Genomic DNA, 13,046 nt, shown 5'->3' with positions numbered 1-13,046 from the left:
CGCTCATCCTACCACTTCTCGTTCCTAGGTCAGAGAAGGGAATGCTATATAAGTGAGGTGGTCGTCTTCACTTCTATAAAAAATCAGTTTGATGCACTACACCCTGACTCCTCCACGCCAGTCACCACAAGGGTTAGGAAAATACGCAAGGCGCTGGCTTTCTAACCCACCAAGTGCAAACGAAGCGGCTGGGGGTTAAGTTCTGTGGGGAAACACAAAAGAAAAGATGTCAACAGATGTCTCTATAAGGCAGAATCATCATTGAGATGACAGCACCTGCGACTTAATATTCGGCTACCGCAATTAGTAAACATCCTTTAAAGAATAAAGCTATGCCAACTGCACAGGCACCCAACGATACAGATAATCTCGACGAAAGACAACTCCTCAAAACCCTAGCAGCTGTAAAAAAAGGTGACTTTTCTGTTCGGATGCCTATCGACCAGACTGGCATAGCCGGGAAAATAGCCGATACCCTCAACGATGTGATTGAGCTGAACCAGAGGATGGCAGCCGAATTAGAGCGAATTAGCACCATTGTTGGGAAAGAAGGCAAAATCTCCGAACGTGCCTCCTTGGGAAACGCAGGCGGTTCCTGGGAGAAGAGTGTTGAATCGGTCAATACACTGATTACAGATTTAGTTCAACCTACAGCTGAAACTGCTCGTGTGATCCGGGCAGTTGCCAATGGCGACCTATCTCAGAGAATAGCGACGGAAATTGAAAACAGACCCCTCAAGGGTGAATTTCTCCAAACCGCGGAAGTCGTCAACACGATGGTAGATCAGCTTTCGTCCTTCGCCTCGGAAGTAACGCGGGTGGCGCGTGAGGTGGGGACAGAAGGTAAGCTGGGCGTTCAAGCAGAAGTTAAGGGCGTTGCCGGAACTTGGAAGGATTTAACCGACAACGTAAACTTAATGGCAGGTAACTTGACAGCGCAGGTGCGGAATATTGCCGAAGTTACCACAGCTGTTGCTAACGGCGACCTTTCCAAGAAAATCACCGTAGATGTGAAAGGGGAAATTTTAGAACTGAAAAACACCGTCAACGTCATGGTGGATCAGCTAAACTCCTTTGCCTCGGAAGTGACACGGGTGGCGCGAGAAGTAGGAACGGAAGGTAAATTAGGCGGTCAGGCACAAGTTAGAGGTGTAGCCGGAACCTGGAAGGATCTGACGGACTCGGTGAACCTAATGGCGGGTAACTTGACAGCGCAGGTGCGGAACATTGCCGAAGTTACCACGGCTGTTGCTAATGGCGACTTGTCGAAGAAAATTACCGTAGATGTCAAAGGCGAGATTTTGGATTTGAAAGACACCATCAACGTGATGGTGGATCAGTTGAATTCCTTTGCTAGTGAAGTAACGCGGGTAGCGCGTGAGGTAGGTGCAGACGGGAAACTAGGCGGTCAGGCAGAAGTGCGCGGGGTGGCGGGAACTTGGAAGGACTTGACCGACAGCGTGAACTTCATGGCGGGAAGTTTGACAGCGCAGGTGCGGAACATTGCCGAAGTTACTACAGCTGTTGCTAATGGCGACTTGTCTAAGAAAATCACCGTAGATGTCAAAGGCGAAATTTTGGAGTTGAAAAACACCGTTAATACGATGGTGGATCAACTCAATTCCTTTGCTTCGGAAGTAACGCGGGTGGCGCGAGAGGTGGGAACTGAAGGTAAGTTAGGCGTACAAGCCGAAGTTGGTGGAGTCGCTGGCACCTGGAAGGATCTTACCGACTCTGTAAACTTGATGGCGGGTAACTTGACAGCGCAGGTGCGGAATATTGCCGAAGTTACCACAGCTGTTGCTAATGGCGACCTTTCTAAGAAAATTACTGTAGATGTCAAAGGTGAAATTTTAGAGCTGAAAAACACCGTTAACATCATGGTGGATCAGCTTTCGTCCTTTGCCTCGGAAGTAACGCGGGTGGCGCGAGAGGTAGGCGCAGACGGGAAGCTGGGAGGTCAAGCTGAAGTCAAGGGCGTAGCAGGAACTTGGAAGGACTTGACCGACAGCGTGAACTTCATGGCGGGAAGTTTGACAGCGCAAGTGCGGAACATCGCCGAAGTTACCACAGCTGTTGCTAATGGCGACCTTTCTAAGAAAATTACCGTCGATGTGCGCGGGGAAATTCTGGAGTTGAAAAATACCGTCAATACGATGGTGGATCAACTCAATTCCTTTGCTTCGGAAGTCACCAGGGTGGCGCGAGAGGTGGGAACGGAAGGTAAGTTAGGCGTACAAGCCGAAGTGCGCGGCGTGGCGGGAACTTGGAAGGACTTGACCGACAGTGTTAACTCGATGGCGGGGAACTTGACGGCGCAGGTGCGGAATATTGCGGAAGTTACCACAGCTGTTGCGAATGGGGACTTGTCCAAGAAAATTACTGTAGATGTCAAAGGCGAAATTTTAGAGCTGAAAAACACCATTAATATCATGGTGGATCAGCTTTCGTCTTTTGCCTCGGAAGTAACCAGAGTGGCGCGAGAGGTGGGTTCGGAAGGTAAGCTGGGCGTACAAGCAGAAGTGCGCGGGGTGGCAGGAACTTGGAAAGACTTGACCGACAGCGTGAACTCGATGGCGGGGAACCTGACGGAACAAGTGCGAAATATTGCGGAAGTGGCGACGGCGATCGCTAACGGCGACCTCTCTAAAAAAATCACTGTCCAAGTTAAAGGCGAAATTCTAGAACTGAAAAACACCATTAATATCATGGTGGATCAGCTTTCGTCTTTTGCCTCGGAAGTCACTAGGGTTGCCCGTGAGGTGGGTTCAGAAGGTAAACTGGGTGTCCAAGCTGATGTCCGGGGTGTAGCGGGAACCTGGAAAGATTTAACCGACAGCGTGAACTTCATGGCGGGAAGTTTGACAGCGCAAGTGCGGAACATCGCCGCCGTCACGACGGCGGTAGCTAACGGCGACCTGTCGAAGAAAATCACCGTAGATGTCAAAGGTGAAATTTTGGAGTTGAAAAACACCGTCAACACGATGGTGGATCAACTCAATTCCTTCGCCTCGGAAGTAACCAGAGTGGCGCGAGAGGTGGGAACTGAAGGTAAGTTAGGTGTACAAGCAGAAGTGCGCGGGGTAGCGGGAACTTGGAAGGACTTGACCGACAGTGTGAACTTCATGGCGGGAAGTTTGACAGCGCAGGTGCGAAATATTGCCGAAGTTACTACAGCTGTTGCTAATGGCGACCTATCCAAAAAAATTACCGTAGATGTCAAAGGCGAAATTTTAGAGTTGAAAAACACTATTAATACAATGGTGGATCAACTCAACTCTTTTGCTAGTGAAGTGACGCGGGTTGCCCGCGAAGTCGGTTCGGAAGGTAAATTAGGAGTACAAGCTTACGTCCGGGGTGTTGCTGGAACTTGGAAAGATTTAACCGACAACGTAAACTCAATGGCGGGTAACTTGACAGCGCAAGTGCGAAATATTGCCGAAGTTACCAAAGCTGTTGCTAACGGCGACCTTTCCAAGAAAATCACTGTTGATGTCAAAGGCGAGATTTTGGATCTCAAAGACACGATCAACGTGATGGTGGATCAGCTTTCGTCCTTCGCCTCAGAAGTGACCAGAGTGGCGCGTGAGGTGGGAACGGAAGGGAAATTAGGCGGTCAAGCAGAGGTGCGCGGCGTTGCTGGAACCTGGAAAGACTTAACCGACAACGTAAACTCAATGGCGGGTAACTTAACTGCACAGGTGCGCGGTATTGCCAAAGTCGTGACTGCGGTAGCCAATGGCGACTTGAAGCGAAAACTGATGCTGGAGGCGAAGGGAGAAATTGAAACCTTAGCTGATACGATCAACGAGATGATCGACACCCTAGCAACCTTTGCTGAGCAAGTTACCACCGTGGCGCGTGAGGTGGGAATCGAAGGTAAACTGGGAGGTCAGGCGAAGGTTCCAGGGGCTGCTGGCACTTGGCGGGCGCTGACAGACAACGTGAACGAACTAGCGGCGAATCTGACAACCCAGATCCGGACAATTGCTGAAATTGCTACCGCCGTGACTAAGGGAGATTTGACCCGCACGATTAACGTCCAAGCGGAAGGCGAGGTAGCAGTCCTCAAAGATAATATCAACCAGATGATCGCTAACCTGCGGGAGACTACGCAGAAAAATACTGAGCAAGATTGGTTGAAGACCAACTTAGCCAAGTTTACCCGAATGTTACAAGGTCAGCGAGATTTGGAGACAGTCTCCAAACTGATTTTGTCGGAACTCGCACCTCTGGTTTCCGCGCAACACGGCGTATTTTACTTGATGGAAGGATCTATCGACCATCAGATATATCTAAAACTCCTGAGTACCTACGCCTACCGGGAACGCAAGCATCTAGCAAATCGTTTCCATCTGGGTGAAGGTTTGGTGGGACAATGCGCCATAGAAAAAGAACGGATTCTGCTCACCGAAGTACCAGACAATTACATCAAGATTAGCTCTGGCTTAGGGGAATCTACTCCGATTAATGTCGTCGTTTTACCAGTTTTGTTTGAAGGACAAGTTACAGCAGTTATTGAACTTGCCTCTTTCCGAAGATTTAGCGAAATTCACCTGACTTTCTTCGATCAACTCACCGAAAGTATCGCCATTGTGTTGAACACGATCGCTGCTTCGATGAGAACAGAAGAATTGCTCAAACAATCGCAATCTCTGGCAGAAGAACTGCAAACTCAGCAAAAAGAACTAACTGATACTAATAAGCGACTGGAACAACAAGCGAAATCGCTGCAAGCATCGGAAGAACTGCTGAAAAGACAGCAGGAACAGTTGCAACAAACTAATGAGGAATTGGAAGAGCGATCGCGCTTGTTGGCACGCCAAAACCGAGAAGTTGAACGCAAAAATCAGGAGATTGAACAAGCAAGGCAGTCTGTGGAGGAGAAAGCTGAACAACTGGCGCTTACTTCCAAATATAAATCAGAGTTTCTGGCAAATATGTCCCACGAACTGCGGACACCACTCAATAGTTTGTTGATATTAGCCAGACTGCTTTCTGATAACAGTGACGGCAACTTGACAGGCAAGCAAGTCGAATATAGCCGTACAATTCATTCAGCAGGTACTGATTTATTAGGTCTGATTAATGACATTCTGGATCTGGCAAAAATTGAATCTGGAACTATGTCAGTTGATGTTGACCAGATGTTATTTGCCGAATTGCGAAGCCAGATGGAACGCACCTTCGGGCAAGTAGCCCACGACAAAGGACTCAACTTTGTCTTAGACTTTGAGTCAGCTCTGCCAAGGGCGATGTATACCGACGCGAAACGTTTACAACAAGTCCTGAAAAATCTGCTTTCCAATGCCTTTAAATTTACCGACAGAGGGGAAGTACGATTGCAAGTGCAGGTGGCGACAGGTGGATGGAGTAAAGACCAAGTAGAATTAAACCGCGCTCAAGCTGTGATCGCTTTTGCAGTCAGGGATACGGGCATTGGCATTGAACCGGGTAAGCAGAAAATAATTTTTGAGGCGTTTCAGCAAGCTGATGGCACCACCAGCCGCAAATACGGCGGTACCGGACTAGGCTTATCTATCAGCCGAGAAATTGCCCGACTGCTGGGCGGAGAAATTCGCCTGGTAAGCAGCCCTGGTCAGGGAAGCACGTTTACTCTATATTTACCCCAAACTTACCACGGCAACGCAGAAGACGGCAGCAGTACGAGTGGGCAGGCGCCAGCTATTATGCATAACTCAGCGCCAAGTCGGATTTCAGTGCCTGCCATACCAGCAAGCCCGATTCCCCCAGCCTCGTCTCCACAGGACGGTTCTATTGTCTCTAACCCAATGCCTATTGACGAAGGCAGGGGTTATGTGCAATCGCCGTCAGCGATCGCTGATGACCGAGAGAATATTGAACAAGGCGATCGCATCCTGCTGATCATCGAAGATGACGTCAACTTTGCGCGGATCATGTTAGATATGGCACGAGAGCAAGGTTTTAAAGGCCTGGTGGCGTTGCGAAGCGATACAGGTCTGGCAATGGTGCGACACTATCAGCCAGACGCGATTATGCTGGATATCCGGTTGCCAATCATGGATGGCTGGACGGTGCTAGACCGTTTGAAGCACGATCCGGCAACTCGGCACATCCCGGTACATATCCTCTCCGTTGAGGAAGGACAACAGCGCAGTTTGCAACAGGGAGCGATCGCTTATCTGAAAAAACCTGTGTCCAGCGAAGCCATAACGAAGGCGCTGACTGAAATTAAAGGTTTTGTTGAGCGTCCAGTTAAGAACTTGCTCGTCGTAGAAGACGACGAAAATCAACGCCACAGCATTGTAGAGCTAATCGGCAACAGCGATGTTGTTACAACTGCTGTGGGTACGGGTGAGGAAGCGTTGGAAACCTTGAGAAACGGACACTTTGACTGTCTGGTTCTGGATTTGGGATTGCCCGACATGACTGGCTTTGAACTGATTGAACGGATTAAGCAGGAGCCAAACATGAATCGGCTGCCAATCATTGTTTATACAGGGAGAGAGCTTACCAGGGCGCAAGAAACCGAACTCAAGCGCATCGCAGATACAATTATCATCAAAGACGTGCGATCGCCGGAACGTCTCCTTAATGAAACTGCTTTGTTCTTGCACCGAGTCCAGGCAAACTTGCCTCAAACCAAGCGCCAAATGCTCGAACAGTTGCATCAGAACGATCCCGTACTTGCTGGCAAAAAAGTCCTGATTGTAGACGACGATGTGCGTAACATCTTTGCTTTGACAAGTATGCTAGAGCAGCAGCAAATGCAGGTTTTGTATGCTGAAAACGGCAGAGATGGTATTGCTAAGTTGCAAGAAACCCCCGACATTGATATCGTTCTCATGGACGTGATGATGCCGGAAATGGACGGTTACGAGACGATGAAAGCCATTCGCGAGATCGCTGAATTCGCATCGCTACCCATGATCGCCCTCACCGCCAAAGCCATGAAAGGCGATCGCGAGAAGTGTATCGAAGCAGGGGCCTCTGACTACATCACCAAACCTGTCGATACTGAGCAATTACTTTCGCTGCTGCGAGTTTGGCTCTATCGCTAAGGGACTAGCAATTAGATTATGTTTGCCCACTCATATCCACCAATTCCCGAATGGTGGATATAAGTGGGCAAACTACTATTGCTAAGGGATTAGGGATTAGGGAAGATCCCTATTTTCTAGGAGTCTGCCATACTTACTTTAATAATTTCGAGAAAGTCGTCTTAACAACAACTTTCTCGAATTCCTGGTATTTATAAAAATAAAGGAGGTGGAATATTAGCCTTATGCAACTTGCTGATCGCCTTGTTTCCATGAAAAAAACTGAACTCGAAGACATAGAAATTCAGTTGCTATTAGAAGGTGTATATCTGTATTACGGTTTTGATTTTAGAAATTATGCTCCAGCCTCACTCAAACGCCGTATTTGGAACACCATTCAAGAGGAGGAGTTAACTAGCGTATCCGCACTTCAGGAAAAGGTACTCCACGATCCAGAATGTATGGAGAGATTTCTGCTCAATCTCTCCGTCAATGTTACAGCTATGTTTCGCGACCCCACCTTTTATCTAGCATTTAGACACAAAGTTGTACCGCTATTGCGAACCTATCCATTTATTCGGATTTGGTGTGCAGGATGTTCCACTGGCGAAGAAGTCTATTCTATGGCAATTCTGCTGCAAGAAGAAGGTCTTTATCATCGGTGTCGAATCTACGCTACCGACATGAACGAAATGGTATTAAGAAAAGCTAAAGTTGGGATTTTCCCGCTGCAAATGATGCAAGAATATACTCAGCAATATATTAATGCTGGCGGTAAAAAGTCTTTTTCTGAGTATTACACTGCCGCTTATGAGAGCGCTATTTTTAGCTCCTCTCTGAAGGAAAATGTCATCTTTTCCCAACATAATCTGGCTATTGATAGTTCTTTCAATGAATTTAATGTTATATTGTGCCGAAATGTTCTAATTTATTTTAATCAATTGCTTCAAGAGCGGGTTCACAATCTTTTGTATGAGAGCCTCGGTAGATTTGGAATCTTGGGATTAGGACGGCAAGAATCACTCAAAGCAACTCCTCATGAAAAACACTATGAAGAGTTGGAAGGGAATGAGAAACTTTACAGACGGATACGGTAAAAAGGCAAAAGTATTTGCCTTTTTATTTCTCGTTCCCAGTCTCTGGCTGGGAATGAAACTATAGGAGGTTCAGCCTCCCTCTGCGGACAGAAATTATAGTATAAAGAAAAGTTGCGGCAACTGCCGCAACTTTAACATTCCCAGTTAGAAAACTGGAACTCAGAGACGAGAAAAGAGTTATGGCAGTTGAAATTGTCGTCATCGGTACGTCGTTGGGTGGTTTAGATGCCCTCAGCTGCCTTCTAGCAGGTCTGCCAAAAAATTTCCCCTGTGCTGTGGTTGTGGCACAACACCGCCACAAAGACCCCAACAACGCCTTGTGCAGCATTTTACAGCAATATAGTCCTCTGCCGCTTACAGAGGCGGAAGATAAACAAGAAATTCAGCCAAGAAGGGTATATTTGGCTCCCGCCGATTATCATTTGCTGGTGGAAGCAGGTCACTTTGCTCTCTCCACTGAGGCTCCTGTCAGCCATGCAAGACCGTCTATTGATGTATTGTTCGAGTCAGCAGCTGATGCTTATAGCGATCGCGTTATCGGGGTGATTTTGACGGGGGCGAGTCGGGATGGTGTTTGGGGACTGCTGAAAATCAAAGCACACGGCGGATTAGCTATAGTTCAAGATCCAGAAACAGCAGAAAGTCGTATTATGCCAGAAGCAGCGATCGCATCTGTAGAGGTAGACTGGATTTTGCAGATACACGACATTGCCCCGTGTTTAATCAAACTTTGTCAACCAGCAGTCCAGTGAATAGCAGGCTTGCTACACCTAAAGTATCAGGGCGTTGCATTTAAAAATGTAGAACTATAAAACTCTTATTTCTACATTCTGGATTCCTGTGCCTGAAGTTTGTAACCTTGGATAGTGGTATCCAATGCTAAATACTGCCAGTCTCAGAAGAACCCCGATTTGATCAATTCCGCCTTTGTTTAAAGCACCGCTATAAAATGCAGCCCAAAGATAAAGTTAATGTCCTTTTAGTGGACGATCATCCAGAAAATCTGTTGGCTTTAGAGGCAATACTGGGCAGTCTCGGCCAAAATTTGGTAAGAGCCACATCGGGCGAACAAGCCTTGAGGTGCCTGCTAAATCAAGATTTTGCTGTGATTTTGCTCGATGTCCAGATGCCAGGAATGGATGGATTTGAGACAGCGACGTTGATTAGACAACGCCCATCGTCGCGCTACACCCCCATTATTTTCCTGACAGCATTCAGCACCAGCGACAGTTTTGTGTTTAAAGGTTATTCACTGGGTGCGGTGGACTACCTGCTGAAGCCTCTAGAGCCGGAAATATTATTATCTAAGGTGGCGGTGTTTGTTGACCTGTTCAAAAAGACAGAGGAGGTAAAACGACAAGCTACACAACTTGCAGCCGTCAATGCAAACCTGAGAAAAAGTGAAGAGCAATTTCGTTCTTTGAGTGCCTGCTCGCCTGTTGGTATTTTCTTAACAGATATCGAAGGTAACTGTACCTACACCAACCCACGCTACCAAGCTATTTATGGCATCACCCTTGAAGAGAGTTTAGGAGAAGGTTGGGCTGCCGCAATTCATCCCGATGACCGCGAGGCGGTCTTTAGCACTTGGTATACCTGCGCCAATGAAGGCAGGGAATACTCGGACGAGTTTCGCGTACAACCGCCTCATGAGGACATAGTGCGTTGGGTTAATGCCCGCTCATCCCCAATGCTCTCCGCTCAAGGCGAACTTATCGGTTATGTTGGCACAGTAGAAGACATCACCGAGCGCAAAGCCGCAGAAGAAGCACGCGCTCAAATTATCCGCGAACAGGTGGCACGACAGGAAGCAGAGGCGGCAAACCGGGTAAAAGACGAGTTCCTAGCAACCCTTTCCCACGAACTCCGCACCCCCCTGAACTCAATGCTGGGCTGGACGCAGCTGCTCCGGAGTCGGAAATTTGATGAAAAGACTACGGCTCGTGCTTTGGAAACGATTGAGCGCAACGCGAAGTTGCAGGCGCAACTCATCGAGGATATTTTGGATGTCTCGCGGATTATTCGAGGCAAACTGAATCTAAATATTTGCCAAGTCAACCTGATACCAATTGTTGAGGCGGCGATAGATACGTTGCGTCTGGCAGCTGTTGATAAGGAGATTCAACTAGATTTTGTAATGGATTCCTCTTTAAAGGAGACGGACAATTTATCGATAACACCCCTGATTGTCTCCGGCGATCCAAGCCGCTTGCAGCAAGTTGTCTGGAATCTTCTCTCGAATGCGATTAAGTTCACACCTGCTGGAGGACGTGTCGAAGTTGAACTGTCAGTCGTCAGGAAAGAGTTGTTAAGTTGGAATGTGAAAACACCAACAGACAGCTATGCCCAAATTAAGGTAAGCGACACCGGCGTTGGCATTAGCGCAGACTTTCTACCGTATATTTTTGATCGCTTCCGTCAGGCTGATAGCACAACAACAAGGCGATATGGCGGTCTGGGACTGGGTTTGGCGATTGTCCGCCACTTGGTGGAACTGCAAGGCGGTACTGTCTTTGCCCAGAGTGAAGGAGAGGATCAGGGGGCGACGTTTATTGTAAATCTGCCACTCCCTGGAAGTAGGGAAGTTGTTTCGGAAAATAAGAGAGGCTTGGGAGATCAGGAAGTTACCTTGTCCCCCACTCCTAATTGCGAGCATCCGATAACCCCATCGTCCCATCACTCCCTCACAGGATTGCAGGTGCTGGTGGTGGATGACGATACTGACACTCGCGATTTTCTGACTACAGTGCTAGAAGAATATCAGATGCAAGTGACGGCTGTAGGATCGGTGCAGGAGGCACTCCTGGCACTTGAACATTTGAAACCAGATGTACTGGTGAGCGATATTGGGATGCCGATGGAGGACGGTTATGGGTTGATCCGCAAAGTCAGATCCTTGGAGGCAGAAGGTGGGGAGACGATTCCAGCGATCGCTCTGTCTGGGTATGCTAAGGGTGAAGAGCGATCGCGATCGCTAGAAGCTGGCTTTCAGACGCATCTACCTAAACCAGTGCAGCCAGCTGAATTAATTGCAATGGTTGCCCAACTTGCCCAAAGAGAAAATATCTCGGATTTGGAGCGCTCGGAGACTAATACTTAATTAGGTTTTTTGCTAATAGCTAATGGCATTTAACAATTAGCCATTAGCTATTAGCAAATTGCCTTTTTAAAACCTTCCGCTTCTGTTGAAATAAACCCGCTCTAGTTCATTCAAGTCTCGGCGCAACATTGCCCAGTCGCTTTCAGCCTGACCGCCCAAACGTCGGCGCTGCATGAAAGTATTTATTTGATATGCGCTAGTTAGCACTTGCTGCACATCAGCGGTAGCAGTTTGACGATTGTTGTAGCGATCGCGCAGCCGATTTGTCGCACTTTCAAAATCTTTGGCATACTGGTTAATTTGGTCTTCTCGGTTAGAACCATCCAGACGAGTGCGGTCTAGTGCTTGGTCAAGGCTACTGCGAAACCGATTGGCGTTTCTTTCTATGTTGTTTACCAGTTGCTGCACTTGCCCATTGTACGAGCGGCTATCGCCTCCTGGTGTGGTCGTTCCTGGGGCGATGCGATCTAGTTGCACCAAGTCGCGACGCAGACTCGCCCACTCGCGTTCAGCTTCACCTCCCAAACGTCTGCGCTGCATAAATTCATCTATTCTAGCTGCCCTATTTAGCACTTCCCGAACATCACTAGAAACAACTTGTCGTCTGTTGTAGCGATCGCGCAGCCGATTTGTCGCTTCTTCAAAATTTCTGATGTACTCGTTGATGTTATCTTCTCTGCTGGAACCATCCAGACGGGTGCGATCTAGCGCTTGGTCGATGACACGGCGAAAACTATCTGTTCTCGTTTCTATCCGCTCTAAAAGTTGCTCAATTTGCCCGTAGTAGCGGCGATCAAGGCTTTGCGCCTGTACCTGTTGGGGAATTATAGTAGGGCTGGCAATGGCAACGAGGAGCGCTGTTAAAAGAACTGGTTTGAATCTGTTGAGCATTCTCTTTACCTCGAAGTTTAAAATTTGCTGCTTTACTTTTCAAAGAGCCTAATAAAAGCAAAACTATCCCCTTAGGGGATACCTACGAAAGGAGATTTACTCGCATCAGTTCGCCATGCCTTCTCTCCTGTTGGAGGTACTGCTTTACCCGTTAGCGCTTTAATTTTTGCTTCCGATTGGCGCTGCTGTTGGAGAATTCCTTTTGCTTGCAGTTCTGCCAAATTCTGAGACGCTTTTCTAGAGCAGTATGTTCCTTCAGATAGATAGAGAATCGCCCAATTCCTTTTATCTAATACTCGCCGTTCCCCAGGCAAATCCGGCAAAAAATCACCACAAATTTTGTGCTGGTCTACAAGGGCGCTTTCGGTTCAAGCAATGCCTTCAGGAAGGTACTCGGCTGGAATTGGGCGATCGCTGCGCTCCTCGTCCCATAATAGGGAGATAACCAACCAGCGATCGCCATTTTTGAGCAGTTGAATACTATTGATGCCACGCGCCAGGGGTTTCGGATCGTCTGCCTTGTAGCGGGCATCAAATGTGCTAAAAACATGGGCAATATTTCCAAACAATTCCAGACGGCGGGAAATTTCTACTTCGTAAAATCCCCGCAACTTTCCTGTTTGAATTTGTTCAGCCATTCGGGAAATAAAAGTTTCAACCGACATTGCCTCGACGCTGTTTACCTTCACATGAATCATTTGTCCAGCTGGAGCAAATAGCGATCGCAGGAGGTTCCAGTTTGGTTCTCCCTCAACAAAAGAAATTGCCGCATACAACTCTTTGACAGTTGCATCAATTGCCGCTACATCAGTGAGAGTAGCTAAGGGAATAGGCGGCTGTGCTTCATTCATGCTTTTTACCTTGTGCATAATTGTCTTAATTTTACTAAGGTTGCAGTATCTCTCAATACAAATTTCTGATTGCAACTTTGATTTA

General features: G+C 47.7%; 7 protein-coding genes. 4 read left to right on the top strand and 3 right to left on the bottom strand.

Annotation, left to right across the window (positions count from 1 at the left end; genetic code table 11):
- Positions 1-332: 332 nt before the first annotated feature.
- The 4 genes from H6F66_RS04030 to H6F66_RS04015 all read left to right on the top strand — a co-directional run bounded on the left by H6F66_RS04030 (position 333) and on the right by H6F66_RS04015 (position 11,219).
- The gene (locus tag H6F66_RS04030) at positions 333-7,043 is read left to right on the top strand and encodes a HAMP domain-containing protein (RefSeq protein WP_190418446.1); all 6,711 of its coding nucleotides are present in this window, start codon (positions 333-335) and stop codon (positions 7,041-7,043) included.
- Positions 7,044-7,294: 251 nt separating this feature from the next.
- Positions 7,295-8,119, top strand: coding sequence for a protein-glutamate O-methyltransferase CheR (locus tag H6F66_RS04025; protein ID WP_190418491.1), 825 nt, complete (start codon positions 7,295-7,297; stop codon positions 8,117-8,119).
- 179 nt (positions 8,120-8,298) lie between these two features.
- Entirely contained in the window at positions 8,299-8,871 is a 573-nt protein-coding gene (locus H6F66_RS04020; RefSeq protein ID WP_190418444.1) for a chemotaxis protein CheB, read from the top strand.
- A 197-nt stretch (positions 8,872-9,068) separates the two neighbouring features.
- Positions 9,069-11,219 carry a response regulator gene (locus tag H6F66_RS04015; RefSeq protein ID WP_190418442.1) on the top strand — a complete coding sequence of 717 codons (2,151 nt, stop codon included), beginning with the start codon at positions 9,069-9,071 and terminating at the stop codon, positions 11,217-11,219.
- Between the two features lie 66 nt (positions 11,220-11,285).
- Here the strand turns inward: H6F66_RS04015 and H6F66_RS04010 are convergent, their stop codons facing one another.
- The 3 genes from H6F66_RS04010 to H6F66_RS04000 all read right to left on the bottom strand — a co-directional run bounded on the left by H6F66_RS04010 (position 11,286) and on the right by H6F66_RS04000 (position 12,961).
- Entirely contained in the window at positions 11,286-12,110 is an 825-nt protein-coding gene (locus tag H6F66_RS04010) for a hypothetical protein (RefSeq protein WP_190418440.1), read from the bottom strand.
- Positions 12,111-12,181: 71 nt separating this feature from the next.
- Positions 12,182-12,433: a hypothetical protein gene (locus H6F66_RS04005; protein WP_190418438.1), complete on the bottom strand. Its 252-nt coding sequence runs from the start codon at positions 12,431-12,433 to the stop codon at positions 12,182-12,184.
- Between the two features lie 45 nt (positions 12,434-12,478).
- Entirely contained in the window at positions 12,479-12,961 is a 483-nt protein-coding gene (locus tag H6F66_RS04000) for a hypothetical protein (RefSeq protein WP_190418436.1), read from the bottom strand.
- Positions 12,962-13,046: the final 85 nt, after the last annotated feature.

The sequence above is a fragment of the Trichocoleus sp. FACHB-6 genome, assembly GCF_014695815.1.
GTDB classification, from domain to species: Bacteria; Cyanobacteriota; Cyanobacteriia; order Cyanobacteriales; family FACHB-T130; genus Funiculus; species Funiculus sociatus.
The sequence above is the reverse complement of the archived record's forward strand: the minus strand, read 5'-3'. Positions and strand labels throughout refer to the sequence as shown.

Bases quoted from the DNA above. Each gene is read 5' to 3' on its own strand.
- H6F66_RS04030 (WP_190418446.1), top strand. From the start codon at position 333: ATGCCAACTGCACAGGCACCCAACGATACAGATAATCTCGACGAAAGA.
- H6F66_RS04025 (WP_190418491.1), top strand. From the start codon at position 7,295: ATGAAAAAAACTGAACTCGAAGACATAGAAATTCAGTTGCTATTAGAA.
- H6F66_RS04015 (WP_190418442.1), top strand. From the start codon at position 9,069: ATGCAGCCCAAAGATAAAGTTAATGTCCTTTTAGTGGACGATCATCCA.
- H6F66_RS04000 (WP_190418436.1), bottom strand. From the start codon at position 12,961: ATGAATGAAGCACAGCCGCCTATTCCCTTAGCTACTCTCACTGATGTA.
- H6F66_RS04010 (WP_190418440.1), bottom strand. From the start codon at position 12,110: ATGCTCAACAGATTCAAACCAGTTCTTTTAACAGCGCTCCTCGTTGCC.
- H6F66_RS04020 (WP_190418444.1), top strand. From the start codon at position 8,299: ATGGCAGTTGAAATTGTCGTCATCGGTACGTCGTTGGGTGGTTTAGAT.